Origin of the sequence: Streptantibioticus ferralitis (assembly GCF_029223525.1) — a bacterium.
Classification (GTDB): domain Bacteria; phylum Actinomycetota; class Actinomycetes; order Streptomycetales; family Streptomycetaceae; genus Streptantibioticus_A; species Streptantibioticus_A ferralitis.
Genome location: NZ_JARHTQ010000012.1, coordinates 155,788 through 174,506 on the forward strand (window position 1 = coordinate 155,788; position 18,719 = coordinate 174,506).

An 18,719-nucleotide genomic window follows, 5' to 3' on the forward strand; every position below is an offset into this window, starting at 1 on the left:
ACGCGCTGATCCTTGCACGGTGTACGGGGGTGTGCGCAAGCTGTGTCTCCCGCTTGCTACTGATGCGGCATCATGTCCGTTATGGGCGGTGCGTCGTCCGGCATGGGCAGCGGTCGCTTCTCGATCGCGGCCGCCATCACCTCCGGGAACAGGTCCGGGGTGCAGGCGAAGGCGGGTGCGCCGAGCGCGGCGAGCCCGGCCGCGTGATCCCGGTCGTACGACGGCGCTCCCTCGTCGGACAGCGCGAGCAGCGCCACGAACTGCACGCCCGACGCCTTCATCGCCGCCACCCGCTTGAGCATCTCGTGGCGTATGCCGCCCTCGTACAGGTCGCTGATCAGCACGACGACGGTCTCGCTCGGCCGGGTGATCAGCGACTGGCAGTAGGCGAGCGCCCGGTTGATGTCCGTGCCGCCGCCGAGCTGGGTGCCGAACAACACGTCGACGGGGTCGTCGAGTTGGTCGGTCAGATCGACCACGGAGGTGTCGAACACGACGAGCTTGGTGGCGATGGACCGCATCGAGGCCAGTACGGCGCCGAAGACGGAGGCGTAGACGACGGAGGCCGCCATCGACCCGGACTGGTCGACGCAGAGCACCACGTCCTTGCGCACGCCCCGCGCGGCGCGCCCATAGCCGACCAGCCGCTCGGGGACGACCGTGCGGTGTTCGGGAAGGTAGTTCTTGAGGTTGCCGCGGATCGTGCGGTTCCAGTCGATGTCGCGGTGCCGCGGCCGTTGCACGCGGGCGGACCGGTCCAGGGCACCGGTCAGGGTCGCCCGGGTGCGGGTCGCCAGGCGCGCCTCCAGGTCCGCCACCACCTTGCGCACCACGGTCCGCGCCGTCTCCTTGGTGGTCTCCGGCATCGCCTGGTGCAGCGAGAGCAGGGTGCCGACCAGATGCACATCGGCCTCGACGGCCTCCAGCATCTCGGGCTCCAGCAGCAGCGCGGACAGGCCGAGCCGGTCGATGGCGTCGCGCTGCATCACCTGCACCACCGAGGTGGGGAAGTACCTGCGGATGTCCCCCAGCCAGCGGGCCACCCGCGGCGCCGAGCCGCCGAGCCCCGCCGTCCGGCCGGAGCCGGAATGGCCGCCGATGCCGCCGCCGTAGAGCGCGGCCAGGGCGGCGTCCATCTTCGCGTCCTGCCCGGCCGGCGTCCGGCAGCTGCCGTCGGCCTCGCCACCCAGCACCAGCCGCCAGCGGCGCAGCCGTTCGTCATCCGTCGTCATGCGCTGCTCCCCTCCGTGTGGCCCCCTGCCGCCTGATCGCCGTGCCCGTGCGGCCCCAACAGCAGCCGGAGCGTGGGCAGTACGGCGTCGGCGCGGGCGGCGTCCAGTCCTTCGCCGAAGCCGGCCGCGCCCGCGGCGGCGGCCTGCCGTCCGGCCGCCTGCGGCCCGCGCCGCACCAACTCCCCGAGCGTGCGCCGCACACCGGGCTCGAACTCGGCGAACGTGCGCCGCACCAACGGCAGTACGTCGGTGAACGCCTCGTCCGGCACCGCCGACAGCCAGCCGTCGACCAGCGCCAGCAGCCGCTCGTCGTGGATGAGCAGCATCCCGCCGCCGGACAGGAAGCCGTCGATCCATCCGGCGGCGTCCCGGGGCGCGGTGCCGGGTGACAGGGCGAGCCCCATCAGCCACTCGGCCCGCGCCGCGTCCAACTGCCCGTCGTCCAGCAGCAGCCGGGCGGCGCGGCCGCGTATCGCCCCCGGGACCGCGCTGTCCCGGGTCGCGAGCGAGGTCAGTACGGCGGTCCAGCGCTCCCGTGGCGGTTCGGCCGCCAGCAGCCCGATCGCCGTGTGCACCGCGTCGAGATGGCCGCGCATCTCCACGGCACCCGCGTCGTCCAGGTGTGCGCAGGCGGGCGGCAGACCGACGCAGACGCGTAGCGCGACGCCCTCGGCGACCTCGCGCAGCGCACCCGCGTCGGTACCGCGTACGTCGCCGTACCGCACGGACCGCACCAGCGCGGGCAGCGCCTGCGCGAGATGGCCGACGTCGGCGTCGAGGGCGGCTCTGTCGGCCAGTACCCGCATCACGGTGGGCAGGGCGCCGGGCAACGCCGCCAGCAGACAGCGCTCGGCGAGCGTGGTGACCTCGGCGAGCTGGGCGGCGCCCATGGCGGTGTCCTCGGCCTTCGCCGTGGCGGCCGACTCCACCGTCGTGCCCCACACGCCTGCTTCGGCCACCCGTACCGCCAGCTCCGGCTCCCAGCGCAGTCGCCAACTCTCCCGGAACGTACCGGCGTTGGCGGTACGGGAGCGCGTCGGCTCGCCCCAGTGGACGCCGAGCAGGGCCAGCCGGTGCAGCAGTCGGCTGCGTCCGGCGTCGGTGTCCCTGCGCAGGTCGAGGTCCAACTCCCGCTCGGCCGCCTCGGGTTTGAGGCGCAGCGAACGCTGCTGGCGGGCCAGGTCCCGGGCGAGCGGTACGGCGGGGGCGGTGTCGGGGACCTCGCCGAGTTCGTCGCCCACCACAAGGCGGTCATGGATGAGCGCGAGCGGCACATCGGAGCCGTCGCACAGCACGGCCCGCACCGCGTCCATGGTCTCGCCCAGCCCGGCCAGCGGTCGGCCGCGCATCGCGGCCAGCGTCTCGGCGAGCCGGACCGCCTCGATGACATGGGCCGACGAGACCGGGCGGTCCTCGTCCCTGAGCAGTCCGGCGACCGTGGTCATCCAGCGCACCAGGGGGCGGTCCGGGGCGGTGAACAGATGCCGGTACCAACCGGGCGAGTCGATTCCGGCGCCGTAGCCGCTGCGTCGGCTCAGCCTGCGGTGCGTCCACGGAACCCAGGTGATCTCGGCCTTCACCCTGGGCAGGCCCTTGAGCGCCTGGCGGTCGGCGGTCGCGGTGGCGGCACAGGCCAACGCCGGTACGTGCCAGGCGCCGCAGACCACGGCGGTGCGGTCGTACTCGCGGGTGGCCTCGCGGATCCGCAGCCGCATGTGCGCTTCCCGTACCGGGTCGTCGCGGTGCCCGCCGTCCGCGTACGCCTCGCGCAGCGCGCCCATGGCCTCGGCGAGCACGGCGAACGGGGCCAGCGCGCCGCCGCCCGCGCCGGTGTCCGTGCGGTGCTCGACGGCGTCCTCCCACCAGCGCTCCGGATCGTCGTATCCGGCGGCCCCGGCAAGCGCGGCCAGTGGATCGATCCGGGCGTCGCCCTCCTCGGCAGCCTGGTCGCGCAGGGCCAGGCTGTGCGCGGCGGGCAGGTCGACGAAGCGCACCGGTACGCCTCGCGAGACGGCCCAGCGGATCGCCACCCACTCCGGCGAGAACTCCGCGAAGGGCCAGAACGCGGCCCGCGCCGGATCGTCGACCGCGTGCGCCAGCAACGCCACCGGCGGCCGCAGCCCCTCCTGCGCCGCGATCCCCACCACCGCGTCGGCCTCGGGCGGTCCCTCGACCAGCACCACCTGCGGCTCGTACCACTCCAGCGCACCCCGCACCGCCCGCGCCGACCCGGGCCCGTGGTGCCGCACCCCGAGCAGCTGAAGCCGCTCCGGGCAGGAGCCCGAGCCCCGCACGGGCCCAGGCTCCGCCGAAGCCGTGCGGTCCGCGCGCAGCGCGGTGCTCATACGGTCACCTCCCGGCAGGCGCGGTAGAAGTCCTTCCAGCCGTCGCGTTCGCGCACCACGGACTCCAGGTACTCCTGCCAGATGACGCGGTCCGCGGCGGGGTCGCGTACCACCGCGCCCAGGATTCCGGCGGCGACGTCGCTGGGGCGCAGCACACCGTCGCCGAAGTGGGCGGACAGCGCCAGGCCACCGGTGACCACGGAGATCGCCTCCGCGGTGGAGAGCGTGCCGGACGGGGACTTCACCTTGGTACGGCCATCGGCCGTGATGCCGTCGCGCAGTTCGCGGAAGACGGTGACGACGCGGCGGATCTCGTCGGTGCCCTCGGGCACCGACGGCAGGTCGATGCCGCTGCCGATCTGGTCCACGCGCCGCGCGACGATGTCGACCTCGTCCTCGACGGTGGCGGGCAGCGGCAGCACGACCGTGTTGAAGCGGCGGCGCAGCGCGCTGGACAGGTCGTTGACCCCCCGGTCGCGGTCGTTGGCGGTGGCGATGAGGTTGAAGCCGCGTACGGCCATGACCTCCTCGCCCAACTCCGGTATCGGCAGGGTCTTCTCGGACAGGATGGTGATGAGGGTGTCCTGGACGTCGGCCGGGATGCGGGTCAGTTCCTCGACCCGGGCGACGCGGCCACCGGACATGGCGCGCATGACCGGACCGGGCACCAGCGCATCGCGGCTGGGGCCGTGCGCGAGCAGCTGGGAGTAGTTCCAGCCGTAGCGGATCGCCTCCTCCGGCGTGCCCGCCGTGCCCTGGACCAGCAGCGTGGAGTCACCGCTGACGGCCGCCGCCAGGTGCTCGGACACCCAGGTCTTGGCGGTGCCCGGCACGCCGAGCAGCAGCAGGGCGCGGTCGGTGGCGAGGGTGGAGACGGCGACCTCGACGATCCGCCGCGGGCCGACGTACTTCGGGCTGATCACCGTGCCGTCCGGCAGCGTGCCGCCCAGCAGGTACGTCGCCACGGCCCACGGCGAGAGGTTCCAACGGGCAGGGCGCGGGCGGTCGTCGGCGGCCGCCAGCGCCGCCAGCTCCTCGGCGAAGGCGTCCTCGGCGTGTGGCCGCAGGGCCTGTTCGGTCATGGCTCCCCCAACGATGAGTCCGTGCAAGAAGCTTGCGGATCCCACACTGCACCAGGCCACTGACAATCCCTCACGACACATGGGAAACCCCAGGTCAGGGCGAATTGTCAGTGGTCGCTCGTACCGTCGTGGGCATGGAGGACACCGAGCAGCGGTGGTCGGCGGAGCAGGTCCTCGCGCTTGCTCCTGACGCCGCGTCACAAAAGGCCGGTACCCGGCTCGCCGTGCCCGGCCCGTGGTCCGGCACGGGCACGGCGGGCGCGTCGGAGGACGGCGGCGGAGCGGTGGTGTGGGGGCTGTGCGCGGGCAGCGGCAGCAGGCCGTACCGCACGGCCGTCGACCTCACGGGTCCCGCGTTCAACTGCACCTGCCCGAGCCGCAAATTCCCGTGCAAGCACGCCGTGGGGCTGCTGCTGCTCTGGGCTCGGGGCGATGCGGCGACGGACGCGGACTCGGGGACGGGCATCGGCCCGGCGGAGCCGCCGGACTGGGTCGCCCAGTGGCAGGCCAAGCGCACGGCCGCGCGCGAGAAGTCCCCGGCCGGTGGCGGTGCGGGTGCGGCCGATCCGCAGGCCGCCCGCAGACGCGCCGAGCGGCGCGCCCAGCGGGTGGCGGCGGGCGCGGCCGAGCTGGAGCAGCGGCTGACCGACCAGTTGCGCACCGGGCTCGCCGCGGGCCGGGAGGACCAACGCGTCTGGGACACAGTGGCCGCCCGCATGATCGACGCCCAGGCGCCCGGACTCGCCGCGCGGGTCAGGGAGTTGGGCGGGATACCGGGATCCGGGGGCGACTGGCCCTCCCGGCTGCTGGAGGAGTACGGGATGCTGCACCTCCTCGCCCGCGGCTGCCTCGCCCTCGACGCCGGGCCCGACGCACTGCCCGGCGCCCTGTCCGACACGGTCCGCTCCCGGGTCGGCTACACCACCGCCGCCGCGGAGTTGCTGGCCGGTCCGACCCTGCGGGACAGCTGGCTCGTCCTCGCCCAGCAGGACAGCACCGAGGGGACGATGACCACCCGCCGCATCTGGCTGCGCGGTGCGCGCAGCGGTCGCCCGGCCCTGCTGCTCTCGTTCGGTGCGGCGGGCCGGGCCCCCGAGGTGTCACTGCCGGTCGGCCGGTCCCTCGACGCGGAGCTGGCCTACCACCCCGGCGCGGTGCCGCTGCGGGCCGCACTGGGCCCACAGCACGGCTCGCCGACCCCCGGACACCTACCGCCCGGCGTGCCGGTCGGGGAGGCGCTGTCCGGGTACGGGGAGGCGCTGCGCGCCGACCCCTGGCTGGACGAGTGGCCGGTGGTGCTGTCCGGGGTGGTGCCGATACCGGATCCGGGCGGCTGGCAACTGGCCGACGTCGACACGGATTCGGCGCTGCCGGTGGATCCGCGGCGGCTGGGGCGGCCTGGCCTGTGGCGTCTCGCCGCGGTCTCCGGCGGCCACCCGGTCACCGTCTTCGGCACCGTGGGCCACCGCGGCTTCACCCCGCTGACCACCTGGCCGGCAGGCGACGGCCGGGCGGGAGAGGCAGTGGCGCTGTGACAGGAGGAGAGGAACGAACGGGAGGGGAACCGTGACCATCACCGAACACACGGCACCGGCCTGGGAGGAACTGGTCTCCGCCGCGCTGCTGGGTACCACCAGGCGCAGACCGCCGGTCGGAGTCGGCCATGAACACGATGACGCGGCGTTCGCGCTGCTGGACGCGGCCGCGGTCGCCACCGTGCGCCGCCGCGCCGGACTGCTACCGGCCCGCAGCGCGCCGCGCCCCGCCCCGGCACCCGACGACCCCCGCCCACTGCCACCACCGGCCGCCCAGGCCAGGCTGCGGGCACTGCTCAACGACCGTACGGGCAACGGCGCTTCGGCCGGCGGGCGACGCGGATCGACGCCCAGCCTAGGGGAGTTGCTGCCGCAGTGGCTGGCGGCGGCCGGGCAGCACGGCTACCGCGCCCCGGACGCGGCTCTTCCGGACCTCCTCGACGCCGCCAGAGCGCGCACCGACCTACGGCCGGACGCGCTCACCCTGGCCGGGCCGCGGGCTTTGTGGCTCGCCGAGTTGAACCCGGACTGGAAGTTCGCCCTCCGCTCGGGCAACCGCGGCGCGGCGGGAGATGCCGCCGCCGATCCGGAGGCGGCCCGGCGGCTGTGGGAGGAGGGCCTGTTCGCCGAGCGCGTCGCGCTGCTCACCAGTGTGCGGGAGCGCGATCCGGCGGCCGGGCTCGCACTGCTCGGCAGCAGTTGGGCACAGGAGCGGGCCGAGGACCGGCTGCTGTTCCTGGACGCGCTGCGCACCGGCCTGGGCCGGGACGACGAACCGTTCCTCGAACGGTCGCTGACCGACCGCAGCCGCAACGTGCGTGCCACCGCCGCCGAACTGCTCTCCGCGCTGCCCGGCTCGGCACTCGCCCACCGCATGGCGGAACGGGCCTTGTCCTGCGTCTCGTTGGACCGCACGGGGGTCGGTCCACGCATAGCAGTCGAGGCACCGTACGCCTGCGACCCGGCGATGGAACGGGACGGGGTCGCCGCCAGCCCGCCACCGGGTCGCGGTGAACGGGCCTGGTGGCTGGGCCAGTTGGCGGACAGCTCACCGCTCGGGGTCTGGCCTGCCCAGTTCGGCGGCCGTACCCCGGGGCAGATAGTGGCGCTACCCGTGGCCGACGACTGGCAGCCGGACCTGCACGCAGCGTGGTGCCGCGCGGCGGTGCGGCAGCGGGACGCCGAATGGGCACGCGCCCTGCTGGGGCCGCCGCCGGTACCGGCCGGGGCGGTCACGACCGCCGGGGACCCGGCGAAACTGCTCTCCGTACTGCCCGAGGGCGAACGGGCCGTCTGGGTGGCCGAGTTCATCGCCGGGCACGGCCTGTCCGAGGCGTTCCAGTTGCTCGGCGCCTGCGCCGTGCCGTGGGCCGAGCCGCTCGGCCGAGCGGTGGTGGACGCGCTCGACATCGCCCGCGAGGCGGGCAGCTACCCCTGGAGCTTCAGCGGCGTGATGGGCCTGGCCGAACGCTGCCTGGACCCGGCCCTCGCAGACCGCCTGGAACCTCTCACCACCACCCAGGAAGACCCAGGTGACGCGTCCCCCGGCGCCGGAAGCTACTGGTCCGAGGCATTCCAACGCCTCATCACCACCCTCCGCCTGAGAGCAACGATGCGGACCGAACTACAGCAATAGCCCACCCCCGCCCCGCAGGCGCCCGTGCGCAACGACAAGATGCGGACCACGGCAAACGGGCTGGAGGGAGGGCAATCACCCCAAAACGCCAACGCAAGCGCACCGGCAGCGGACGAAGACAGCGGAGCAGCCCCTACCCGGAACCGCCCAGCGCGAGCGCCTACGCTGCTACCCGCACGTTCCCCCGCACCCAGCTGACGACGTCACCCGTGGGCGTACCAGGCGTGAAGATCGCCGAGACCCCCAGCTCCTTGAGCGGAGCGATATCCGCCTCGGGGATGATCCCGCCCCCGAAGACCTTGATGTCGCTCGCGTCCCGCTCGCCGAGCAGCTCGATCACCTTGGCGAAGAGTGTCATGTGCGCGCCCGAGAGGATGGACAGGCCGATCGCGTCGGCGTCCTCCTGGATCGCGGTGTCCACGATCTGCTCCGGGGTCTGGTGCAGACCGGTGTAGATGACCTCCATGCCCGCGTCGCGCAGCGCCCGCGCGATGACCTTGGCCCCGCGGTCGTGGCCGTCGAGACCCGGCTTGGCCACCACCACGCGGATCGGACCGGACACACCCATCACTGCCTCCATGCCATGCCATCGCTGCCATCGAGCGCCATTCGGCCCCAGCGTGAACGAACGTTATCTACAGCATTGCGCACACCGCAGTTTCGCGGTGCGGAGGGAGGGGGAAATCACACGTGGGACACGTTCGCACCGCGATCGGCCCGCATCTGCGCCCTCGTCGTCCGTAGCGCCTCGTCCGTAGCGCGCCACCCGTAGCGACCGGGTGGTGGCAGGCGGGCCGCTCGCATACCTGGGTAGCCGCAGCCAGGTCGCCGTACCCCCGCGCCGTCAGCCGCACGGCGCGGCGGTACGGCTTTGCCCGCCGACACCGTCCACGCGGGCGGACCACAGGCGTCATCCGGCGACCCGCAAGGGCCGCGGGGGGCCAGGCCTGTCTTCCCTGCGCCGAAACGGGGAGGTAGGGCCATGGTTGATCTGTCCTTCACCAGCGGCTGGCGCAGGCTGCTGCGCTCGATGACGCTGATCCGGGCCACCGGTGTGGAGCTCGCGGTCCTGGCCGGGCACCTTCTCCTCTACCCCACCGGCGTCTTCCAGGAGCTCGGCGCCGGGCCGGACGCCGCCGCCAGGGGCGGTGCCGGTGGCGCGCTCGCGGAGCGCCGGATATCCGCGGCGCCCTGCGGGTCCCCACCGGTGCTGCTGCTGCACGGCTTCGTGGACAACCGGTCGGTCTTCGCACTGCTGGCCCGGAACCTGCGGCGGAACGGTTGGCGGTGCGTGCAGTCGCTCAACTACTCACTGCTGACCTGCGACGTGCGGGACGCGGCGGCGTTACTGGGCCAGCACGTGGAGCGGGCCTGCGAGCAAAGCGGTCACCAGCGGGTCGACATCGTCGGGCACAGCCTGGGCGGCCTGATCGCCCGCTACTACGTGCAGCGGCTGGGTGGCGACGCACGGGTGCGCACGCTCATCACCCTCGGTACGCCGCACTCCGGAACCCGCGCCATACGGTTTGCCAATCCGCACCCGCTCATCCGGCAAATGCGACCGAATTCCGAACTCCTGCGCGAACTCGGGAAACCGGCAATCGGCTGCACCACGCACTTCGTCGCCTTCTGGAGCGACCTCGACGAATTCATGGTGCCAGCCGAAACCGCCCGGCTCGACCATCCGGATTTGGCCGTCCGCAATGTCGGGGTACCCGGCATCGGCCATCTGACGTTCCCGGTCAACGGCGCCGTGGCGGTAGCGATTCGGCAGACGCTCACCGACGAGGAGGAGTTGGGCGGCGCGGTGGACGCCGCATGACGCCCGGCGGGCGAATGTTCTTCGTGCGCATGCCCGAATCCGCGCGGAGATTGTCGTCATCCGGCAGGGCGGGATACAGTCGCCGCTAATTCTTCCGATGCTGAGGCGAAAGCGAAGTTGGCGGTGGACGAGTACGGCACGTACGGCTACGACGGGTATTCCACCGGGGCGTACGAAACCGGCACCCATGTGAACTTCGACAGCACAACTGTCGCATATGCCCCGGGCATCGCATACGACGCGTACGAAACCCAGTCCCACAACGCCCAGCAGGCCTACGGTGCCTACGACATGCCCGCCGGGTACGACATGCACGCCGGGTACGACACCGGCGGCTACCCCGTTTTCCACACATACGACACCGGAACCTATGAGACCGGAACGTATGTCCTCGGCGCCCAGGACACCGGCGTCTACGCGACCGTGCCGGTGGCGTCAGATGCCCCGGAAGCCGCCTGCGAAGCCGCGGAATGCCTCGTGGCAGGGGTCGACGAGGCGATCGAGGACCGGGGCGAGGACGTCACCTCGGGCCCCCAACCGGACGCCGTCGTACGGCAGTCCACCCGGTCCGGCCGTCGGCGGCGGACCGTCCGGCGCTCCAGGCGGTCCACGATGCTCACCGTCGGCGTGCCGTCGATGGCCGTCATGGGTGTGACCGCCGCTGCCGTGAGCAGTGTCGCCGCCGGGCACCATGACGGCGCGACCACCCAGGCGGGGCCCACCCCGACGCAGGCCCGGCCCACCAAGCTCGACCAGCAGCTGTCCGATGTCAGCCGCAACGCCGATGACTTCGCGGACCGGGCCGGCCGCGCCCAGCAACGCCTCGACCTCAAGAAGCGGCAGGCCGAGGAGGCCAAGCGCAAGCAGGCCCAGGTCGCCCGCAAGGAGGCGATGCGGCCGAAATTCGTACTGCCGGTCTCCCAGCGGGGGTTGAGCGCCTACTTCGGCCAGGCGGGCATCAACTGGATGTCGGTGCACACGGGTATCGACTTCCCGGTGAGCGAGGGCACCCCGGTCATGGCGGCCACCGACGGCACGGTCCGCACCCTGTGGAACCCGTCCTACGGCAACATGGCCATAGTCACCGCACCCGACGGCACCGAGACCTGGTACTGCCATCTGAGCAGCACCAAGGTACGGGCGGGAGCCGTACAGGCGGGCACCGTCATCGCGTACTCGGGCAACACCGGCAACACCACCGGGCCGCACCTGCACTTCGAGGTACGGCCGCAGGGCGGCGAGCCCATCGACCCGCTGCCCTGGCTCACCGAGCACGGTCTGGACCCCCGCTGAACGGCCCCAAGGGCGCAGGCGCAGCCCAGGCGGGGCCCCAGTGGGGGTCCGGGAGCGAAGTCCCGAGGTATGCCTAGAGCTTCTCGACCGGCGCGTACCGCAGCAGCAGCCGCTTCGGCTTCTCCTCGCCGAAGTCGACCGTGGCCTCGGCGTTGTCCCCGCTGCCCTTGACGGCGACCACCGTGCCGAGCCCGAACGAGTCATGCGTGACCCGGTCACCGACCGTCAGCGCGACGACCTGCCGTTCCTTCGCCCGCCGGGTGGCGAAGCCGGAGGGACCTGCCTTGGCCCCCAGCCCACCACCGCGGCCGGCGCCCAGGGCCGCGGAGGCGGCGGACACCGACGGCGCCGAACCACCCGTCCGCTTCCACTCGATGAGCTTGTCCGGGATCTCCTCCAGGAACCGCGACGGCGGGTTGTACGACGGCTGGCCCCAGGCGCTGCGCATCGCGGACCGCGTCACATACAGCCGCTCGCGGGCACGGGTGATGCCGACGTACGCCAGCCGCCGCTCCTCCTCCAGCTCCTTGGTCTGGCCGAGCGCGCGCATGTGCGGGAAGACGCCGTCCTCCATGCCGGTCAGGAACACCACCGGGAATTCCAGCCCCTTGGCGGTGTGCAGCGTCATCAGCGTGATCACGCCGCCGTTGTCCTCCTCGTCCGGGATCTGGTCCGAGTCGGCGACCAGCGCGACCTGCTCGAGGAAGTCCGAGAGCACACCCTCCGGCTGCTCCTGCTCGAACTCCAGGGCCACCGCGGCGAGTTCCTGGAGGTTCTCGATCCGGGTCTCGTCCTGCGGATCGGACGAGGCCTGCAACTCGGCGAGATAGCCGGTCTGCTCCAGCACGGCCTCCAGTACGGTCGCGGGTCCGGCACCGGACTCCACGATCGTCCGCAGCTCCTCCATCAGCTCGTTGAACCGCCGGACGGCGTTGGCGGAGCGGGCCGCCATGCCGTACGCGTCGTCGACCCGGCGCAGCGCCTGCGGGAACGTGATCTTCTCGCGCAGCGCCAGCGCGTCGATCATCGCCTCCGCGCGCTCGCCGATGCCGCGCTTGGGCACGTTGAGGATCCGGCGCAGCGGAACGCTGTCCTCCGGATTGGCCAGGACCCGCAGGTACGCCAGTACGTCCCGGACCTCCTTGCGCTCGTAGAAGCGCACACCGCCGACGACCTTGTACGGCAGGCCGACCCGGATGAAGATCTCTTCGAAGACACGGGATTGGGCGTTGGTCCGGTAGAAAACCGCCACATCGGAGGGTTTGGCATCGCCCGCGTCGCTGAGGCGGTCTATCTCCTCGGCGACGAACTGCGCCTCGTCGTGCTCGGTGTCGGCGACATAGCCGGTGATCACCGGTCCGGCGCCCGCCTCGGTCCACAGGTTCTTCGGGCGACGGCTGGTGTTGCGCTCGATGACGGCGTTGGCGGCGGTCAGGATGGTCTGCGTGGAGCGGTAGTTCTGCTCCAGCAGGATCGTGGTCGCCGTCGGGTAGTCCTCCTCGAACTGGAGGATGTTGCGGATCGTCGCACCCCGGAACGCGTAGATCGACTGGTCCGCGTCACCCACGACGCACAGCTCGGCGGTGTCCTCGCCGGTGCCGACCAGCTCGCGCACCAGCGTGTACTGCGCGTGGTTGGTGTCCTGGTACTCGTCCACCAGCACGTGCCGGAAGCGCCGCCGGTAGTGCTCGGAGACGTCAGGGAACGCCTGGAGCAGGTGGACGGTGGTCATGATGATGTCGTCGAAGTCCAGCGCGTTGGCCTCGCGCAGCCGCGCCTGGTAGAGCGCGTAGGCCTCGGCCAGCTTCTTCTCGAAGGGGTTCTCCGCCTGGGCGGCGAACCCCTCCTCGTCGATCAGCTCGTTCTTCAGGTTCGAGACCTTGGCGCTGAACGACTTCGGCGGGAACTGCTTGGGGTCCAGGTCGAGATCGCGGCACACCAGCGCCATCAGGCGCTTGGAGTCGGCGGCGTCGTAGATCGAGAAGCTGGAGGTGAAGCCGAGCTTCTTGGACTCGCGGCGCAGGATGCGCACACACGCGCTGTGGAAGGTGGAGACCCACATCGCGGCGGACCGCGGTCCCACCAGCTGCTCCACCCGCTCCTTCATCTCGCCCGCGGCCTTGTTGGTGAACGTGATCGCGAGGATCTGGCCGGGGTGGACATTGCGCGCCGCGAGCAGGTGCGCGATGCGGTGGGTCAGTACTCGGGTCTTGCCCGAGCCCGCACCGGCGACGATGAGCAAGGGGGAGCCGGAGTGGACGACGGCGGCGCGCTGCTGCTCGTTCAGCCCCTCCAGCAGAGCCGCGGGGTCGACGACGGGCCGCGCGGCACCATCCCGGTAGTGCGTGTCGCGCAGCGTGCCGAGGGCGTGCGGCGGCGCGTCGAACCGGCCGCCGAACAGATCGTCCGGCAGGTCTTCCGGTCCGTGCTCGTCCGGCGGCGGAGGGTGTTCCTCGCTCGGCTCCGTGGAGCCCATGTCGGCCAGGAAACTGTCATCGAAGAGGCTGCTCATCGTCCACCGAGTCTAGGCCGCCGCACTGACAGCCCGGGCCGGGTCCGCCGAACGCACCCGCGGCGCGCCGGAAGTGAGGTCGCCCACAGGATCACGGAATGGTTGCGGACAAAACTCGCCACGGGCTTCACACCAGCCACACACGTTCGCTAGCGTGCTCGACCAGGCGTCCGTCCCCCAGCTCGGCGACCGTGCCGAAACGTACGCCTCCGCTGAGTCCGGCCTGGCCGGAACCGGGGACCCACCCGCACCAACTGGGGTGAATCGGCGCGTGCGTACGTGCACATGCCGTAGGGCAACCTTCCGACCGCCCGAACCCGACAGCTAACCCGGTAAGCGGTCCACGGAAGGAGCGCCCCGCGTTGGCGTCGCATCGCAAGCCCCGCAAACCGCTGACCCTTGCCCTGGCGACACCGGGCACGCGTTCGGCCATAGGTCTGACCTCGGCCGCGCTCGCCACCGTCACCCTGCTGAGCGAAACGGCCTCGGCCGCCCCCGCGCAGCCCGCCGCACAGCCGTCGATCGCCGACGTGCAGCGGCAGGTGGACCAGCTCAACCACGACGCCGAGGTCGCCACCATGAAGTACGACCAGGCGCAGCAGAACACGGAAGCGCAGCGCAAGAAGGCGGACGCGCTGCTCGCCCAACTCGCGAGCGGGGCCAGCAAGCTCAACGAGACCCGGCGCACCCTCGGGCAGTACGCCGCGGCCCAGTACCGCACCGGCGGACTCGGCAAGACCGCGCAGTTCTTCCTGGCCACCGACCCGCAGCAGTACTTCGACCAGTCGCACCTGATGAACCGCGCTTCCGGCAAGGAGCAGCAGGTACTGGCGGATTACGAGACCCAGCAGGCGCAGGCCGCCAAGCAGCGCGGAACGGCGGCGAAGACCCTGCAGTCGCTCACCGACTCGCAGCAGCAGTTGGCGGCCGACAAGGAAACCGTCCAGAAGAAGCTCACCCAGGCTCAGAACCTGCTCAACAGCCTCAACGCCCAGCAGAAGGCGCGGCTGGCGGCGCTGCAGAAGCAGAAGGAAGAGCAGGCGCGCCAGGAGGCGGAGCGGCTCGCCGCCGCCCAGCGGCAGAAGCAACAGCAGCAACAACAGGCGCAGGGCTCGGGGTCGTCCAGCGGCTCGGGTTCATCGAGCGGTTCGGGGTCGTCCAGCGGCGGGTCGTACGCGGCCAAGGCGGCGCAGGCGATCGCGTTCGCCAAGGCGCAGCTCGGCAAGCCGTACGTGTGGGGGGCGACCGGGCCCAACTCCTACGACTGCTCCGGCCTCACCCAGGCCGCCTGGTCCGCCGCCGGGGTCTCCCTCCCCCGGACCACCTGGGACCAGGTCAACGCCGGGCAGCGCGTCTCGATCTCCGATCTTCAGCCCGGCGATCTGGTCTTCTACTACAGCGACATCAGCCATGTCGCGATGTACATCGGCAACGGCCAGATGATCCAGGCTCCGCACACGGGAGCCGTCATCGACATTCAGCCCGTTACCGAAATGCCCATTTACGGGGCTACGCGCCCCGCATAGTGAGGGGGGGTTTGTCCGGGGCCCCGCCCCCGGACCCCTCTGGGGGCTGCGCCCCCCCGTTTCGGGGGCTGCGCCCCCCGGCACCTGTTCGGGGGGGCTGCGCCCCGGCCACTTCTCGGGGGCTTCACGTCCTGCAGCCTGACGGGCTGGTTCGAGGGCCCCGCCGCTTCTGGGGGCTCCGCCCCCTGGCCCCCGTTCGGGGGCTGCGCCTCCTGGCCCCCATTGCGGGGTTCGCGCCGCAGCAATGCTGCGGGTTCGGGGGCCCGGCGCCCCTGGGGCTGGGCCCCCTGATCCCTCTTCCGGGGGCTACGTCCCTCGGAAGGGCTCGCGTCCTCGCCTCCCCTGTGGGGTTACGTCCACAGGACGGCGATGAAGATGTTGGCCGTGGTCAGGGCGCCGACCGTGGTGACGAGGCTCTTTTCCACCTTCTCCTCGTCGCGCTTGACGTAGACCAAGCCGAGGATCACCACCAGCAGCGCCAGCTTGATGCCGATCTTGATGGTGTTCACGTGGTGGTGCTGGGCCTCGTTGAGGCCCACCAGCACGATGCCGGTGACGAGCATGGTCAGCGCACCGTGCAGCATCGCGGGGACCATCCGCGCCTCGCCACGGCCCATCGCCTTCATCTGGGTCAGGAAGCCGCCGAGCAGCGCGGCGATGCCGATGATGTGCAGGCCGACGAAGAGATGAATCAGCACGTCCATGGCCGTGAGCCTAATCTCGGCCATAGCACCCGCACTCACCCGGGGGCGCCCCAATCACCGCATCGATCGCCGCCGCCCGCGAAGCATGTCGCACGCATAAAGGCGGTGATCGCCTTCGATCAACGCATGATCGTTTGACGCCAGTCCCGATCCATGCGCCGCATCTCCGTAACCACCCGGTCTAGCGTCCCTCAGCAGAACCGAAGCGCTCCCTCGGCCACTCGTTCGTGAACCGCCGGGACATGCCCTGGGAGACGAGGGGACAAGTGCGCCCTCTCAACGAGTGCGCCCTCGCGGAGACGGAGAAGTTTGCCCCGTGGCCTCGCACCGAAAACCCAAGCAGCGCGCCCTCACCGGAGCCACCGCCCGCACCGCCGCGACGTTCGTGATCGCGGGAGCGGCATCGGCCACCGCCTTCACCGACACCGGCCACGCGGACCCGAAACCCGCCCCGGACCAGGTCAAGTCGCAAGTGGACGCGCTCTACCAGCAGGCCGAGCAGGCCACCCAGAAGTACGACGCCGTCAAGGCGCTGGCCGACTCCGCGCGCACCCAGCTCACGTCGTTGCAGGACCAACTGGCCCGCCGCACCCAGGAGATCAACAAGTCGCGGGACCGTCTCGGCTCGGTCGCCGCCGCCCAGTACCGCTCCGGCGAGCCCGACCCCGCCATGCGGCTGATGCTCTCCTCCCGGCCCGACCAGTACCTCGAACGGGCCAGCATGCTGCAGCAGGTGGGCACCAACCAGGCGGCTACCCTCGGCGGCCTCACCACCCAGGAACGGCAGGCGCAGGCACTCCGCGACCAAGCGGGCCGCAGGCTCACGCTACTTGAGGCCAGCGAGCGTGAACTCGCCACCGCCAAGGAGGCGGTGACATCCGAGCTCGACCATGCCCGCGATCTCCTCGGCCAACTCACCGGGAGCCAGGACACCGCGCCGCACGCCCCCGCACCAGCCCCCGGCACCGCCCACCCGCAGGTCCAGGCCCCCAACTCCCGGGCCGCCCAAGCGGTCTCCTTCGCCCACGCGCAACTCGGCAAGCCGTACGTGTGGGGCGCGACCGGGCCCAACTCCTACGACTGCTCAGGCCTCACCCAGGCCGCCTGGTCCGCCGCCGGAGTCTCCCTCCCCCGGACCACCTACAGCCAGATCAACTCCGGCGCCCGCGTTCCGGCGAGTCAACTCCAGCCTGGCGACCTCGTGTTCTTCTACTCAAGCGTCAGCCATGTCGGCCTCTACATCGGTGACGGGCAGATGATCCACGCCCCGCACCCGGGCGCACCCGTCCGCATCTCCCCGGTCGCCGAGATGCCGTTCGCCGGGGCGACGCGCCCCGCCTGAGTACAACGAATTGCCGGGCGGCTCTCTGCGGGGTGCGGGGCGCACTCCGACGCCTGGGGTCAGGTGGGTTGCGCTGCCGCGAAGGATATGAACTCCGCCCAGGCGGCGGCCGTGAAGGACAGTTGGGGTCCGGTCTTGTCCTTCGAGTCCCGGACATGGACGGTGTCTTGGAGGCAGGCGGCGACCTCGACGCAGTTGCCACCCTCCGAATCGCTGTAGCTGGACTTGTGCCAGGAGATGGCGACTTCGACGCAGTTCGCGCCTTGGTCGTCGCTGTAGCTGGACTTGAACCATGCCAGCTCGGTGCTCATAGCTCCTCCGCCGCCTTCTCGATGAACCGCGCCGACTCCTCAGCGCTGAGCGCCTGCATGCGGATCATGCCATGCCGCTGAGCTAGTGCACTGATCCGCTCCGGGTCAGCGTGCAGCATGCTCGTCTCCTGTCCTTCCACCAACGCGTAGCGGTCGTGTTCGACGGTCTCCAGCAGCACCAGCGAACCGCTGAGCCCGGCGTAGGCGCCTCGGCCGACAGGCAGCACCTGGATGGAGACGTTGCGCAACTCGCCGACTTCCAGCAGCCGGTTCAACTGCCGCCTCATTACCTCCGGACCGCCCACCAACGTGCGGAGCGCGGCCTCGTAAATCACGAATCCGAATGCCATCTTGGGCTTGTCTCGCAGCTTCTCCTGGCGCTGCATCCGGGCTGCCACACGTTCCGCGAGGGTCTCGTCATCCAGCGGCGGGCAACTGTCACTCATCAGCTCCCGGGCGTACTCCTCTGTCTGCAACAGGCCCGGGATCAACAAGGGTTCGAACGAGTAAAAGGCGATCGCTTCGCTCTCCAGTTGCATGAAGGCCAGCGTCCGCGCAGGAAACCGCTCCGGCTTCAAATACTCCCGTGCCGCGAGCAGAAGCCCCTGTGCCCCGCACATCTCGTCGGCGACCTCCAGGAGTCGGAGGCTGGGCCTCCGACGACCCTGTTCCATGGACTTGACGCTCTCGTACTCGTAGCCCGCCGTCTCGCCGAGGCTCTCGCGGCTCACGCCCGCGCGAATGCGCCACAGCTTGACCTGGTTGCCGCAGTAGCGCCAGGCCATCGGCGGCTGAGCCGCCGTCCCGTTCGTCACCGTCCCGCCTCCCCTGTCACGTGACGGGTACAGCAGCGCTCCGTACCCGTACCGTCACTCCAAACGCTATTCCCCGCGCAGCACGGTATGACCCGTGAACGACATTGAACGGCGCTTTCCGCGCCATCCGCGCAGCGTGGGGAGGGCCCGAACATGGCTGCGGGAGCAGGTCAGTTCGTGGCGGATTCCGGATGAGACCGCGGAGACCGCCGTCCTACTTCTGAGCGAGCTGATGACGAACGCCTGCCGCCACGCGCACGTCTCGCCGGGGCGGCAGATCGGTGCCCGCTGCGCGCTGCACGAGGGCGCGCTCCGCGTCGAGGTCTCGGACGCCAGCAGCGAGTGGCCGAAGCTCACCAGCGCGTCGGCGGAGGACGAGTCCGGCCGGGGTATGGCGCTGGTCGCCGAGTTGGCCACGTCCTGGGACGTACGGCCCCGCCCGTACGGGATCGGCAAAACGGTGTGGTTCGAGCTGTCGGTGAAGTACGGGTAAAGCGGCGCCCGCTCCCTGGGAGTCGGATTCCGTCGCGGTACCCGGGATAATGTCGGATCTGTTCAGAGTAC

Annotated in this window: 14 protein-coding genes, 1 pseudogene and 1 riboswitch; of the genes and pseudogenes, 7 read left to right on the forward strand and 8 right to left on the reverse strand. The window is 71.3% G+C overall.

Annotated elements, in window-relative coordinates; translation table 11 throughout:
• Positions 1 to 56: 56 nt before the first annotated feature.
• The 3 genes from P2L57_RS20040 to P2L57_RS20050 are packed head-to-tail and all read right to left on the reverse strand — an operon-like array spanning position 57 to position 4,659.
• Positions 57 to 1,232, reverse strand: coding sequence for a VWA domain-containing protein (locus P2L57_RS20040; RefSeq protein ID WP_275816404.1), 1,176 nt, complete (start codon positions 1,230 to 1,232; stop codon positions 57 to 59).
• Positions 1,229 to 3,577 carry a DUF5682 family protein gene (locus P2L57_RS20045; protein ID WP_275816406.1) on the reverse strand — a complete coding sequence of 783 codons (2,349 nt, stop codon included), beginning with the start codon at positions 3,575 to 3,577 and terminating at the stop codon, positions 1,229 to 1,231. The genes P2L57_RS20040 and P2L57_RS20045 overlap by 4 nt, the downstream gene beginning before the upstream one ends.
• Positions 3,574 to 4,659, reverse strand: a complete 1,086-nt coding sequence (locus tag P2L57_RS20050) for an ATP-binding protein (protein ID WP_275816408.1) — start codon at positions 4,657 to 4,659, stop codon at positions 3,574 to 3,576. Before P2L57_RS20050 ends, P2L57_RS20045 begins: the two co-directional genes overlap by 4 nt.
• A gap of 134 nt (positions 4,660 to 4,793) precedes the next feature.
• Between P2L57_RS20050 and P2L57_RS20055 the strand changes: the two genes are divergently transcribed.
• Both P2L57_RS20055 and P2L57_RS20060 read left to right on the forward strand, forming a co-directional pair.
• Entirely contained in the window at positions 4,794 to 6,194 is a 1,401-nt protein-coding gene (locus P2L57_RS20055) for an SWIM zinc finger family protein (protein WP_275816410.1), read from the forward strand.
• 31 nt (positions 6,195 to 6,225) lie between these two features.
• Positions 6,226 to 7,830 (forward strand): DUF5691 domain-containing protein, encoded by a 1,605-nt coding sequence (locus P2L57_RS20060; protein ID WP_275816412.1) that lies wholly within the window; start codon positions 6,226 to 6,228, stop codon positions 7,828 to 7,830.
• Positions 7,831 to 7,990: 160 nt separating this feature from the next.
• Here the strand turns inward: P2L57_RS20060 and icmB are convergent, their stop codons facing one another.
• A complete protein-coding gene (icmB, locus tag P2L57_RS20065) occupies positions 7,991 to 8,398 on the reverse strand; it encodes a coenzyme B12-dependent isobutyryl CoA mutase small subunit (RefSeq protein ID WP_275816414.1) in 408 nt (135 codons plus the stop codon).
• A 414-nt stretch (positions 8,399 to 8,812) separates the two neighbouring features.
• On the opposite strand from icmB, the gene P2L57_RS20070 reads away from it, so the two are divergent.
• Positions 8,813 to 9,652 carry an esterase/lipase family protein gene (locus P2L57_RS20070; protein ID WP_275816416.1) on the forward strand — a complete coding sequence of 280 codons (840 nt, stop codon included), beginning with the start codon at positions 8,813 to 8,815 and terminating at the stop codon, positions 9,650 to 9,652.
• A 537-nt stretch (positions 9,653 to 10,189) separates the two neighbouring features.
• A pseudogene (locus P2L57_RS41135) lies at positions 10,190 to 10,945 on the forward strand (M23 family metallopeptidase); the annotation flags it as partial.
• Positions 10,946 to 11,018: 73 nt separating this feature from the next.
• Here the strand turns inward: P2L57_RS41135 and pcrA are convergent.
• Positions 11,019 to 13,457, reverse strand: coding sequence for a DNA helicase PcrA (pcrA, locus tag P2L57_RS20080; protein ID WP_275816418.1), 2,439 nt, complete (start codon positions 13,455 to 13,457; stop codon positions 11,019 to 11,021).
• 200 nt (positions 13,458 to 13,657) lie between these two features.
• Positions 13,658 to 13,811, forward strand: a riboswitch (cyclic di-AMP (ydaO/yuaA leader).
• Positions 13,812 to 13,819: 8 nt separating this feature from the next.
• Here pcrA and P2L57_RS20085 point away from each other — a divergent pair.
• On the forward strand, positions 13,820 to 14,983 hold the full coding sequence (locus tag P2L57_RS20085; RefSeq protein WP_275816420.1) for a C40 family peptidase: 1,164 nt from the start codon (positions 13,820 to 13,822) through the stop codon (positions 14,981 to 14,983).
• Between the two features lie 350 nt (positions 14,984 to 15,333).
• Here the strand turns inward: P2L57_RS20085 and P2L57_RS20090 are convergent, their stop codons facing one another.
• Positions 15,334 to 15,687 (reverse strand): hypothetical protein, encoded by a 354-nt coding sequence (locus P2L57_RS20090; protein WP_275816422.1) that lies wholly within the window; start codon positions 15,685 to 15,687, stop codon positions 15,334 to 15,336.
• Positions 15,688 to 16,003: 316 nt separating this feature from the next.
• Between P2L57_RS20090 and P2L57_RS20095 the strand changes: the two genes are divergently transcribed.
• Complete coding sequence (locus P2L57_RS20095; RefSeq protein WP_275816424.1) at positions 16,004 to 17,029, forward strand: C40 family peptidase; 1,026 nt, start codon at positions 16,004 to 16,006, stop codon at positions 17,027 to 17,029.
• 59 nt (positions 17,030 to 17,088) lie between these two features.
• Here the strand turns inward: P2L57_RS20095 and P2L57_RS20100 are convergent, their stop codons facing one another.
• Together P2L57_RS20100 and P2L57_RS20105 are read right to left on the reverse strand one after the other, a co-directional pair.
• A complete protein-coding gene (locus P2L57_RS20100; protein ID WP_275816426.1) occupies positions 17,089 to 17,340 on the reverse strand; it encodes a DUF397 domain-containing protein in 252 nt (83 codons plus the stop codon).
• The gene (locus P2L57_RS20105) at positions 17,337 to 18,125 is read right to left on the reverse strand and encodes a helix-turn-helix domain-containing protein (RefSeq protein ID WP_275816543.1); all 789 of its coding nucleotides are present in this window, start codon (positions 18,123 to 18,125) and stop codon (positions 17,337 to 17,339) included. Before P2L57_RS20105 ends, P2L57_RS20100 begins: the two co-directional genes overlap by 4 nt.
• Before the next feature lie 124 nt (positions 18,126 to 18,249).
• Here P2L57_RS20105 and P2L57_RS20110 point away from each other — a divergent pair, with 124 nt between their 5' ends.
• A complete protein-coding gene (locus P2L57_RS20110; protein WP_275816428.1) occupies positions 18,250 to 18,648 on the forward strand; it encodes an ATP-binding protein in 399 nt (132 codons plus the stop codon).
• Positions 18,649 to 18,719: the final 71 nt, after the last annotated feature.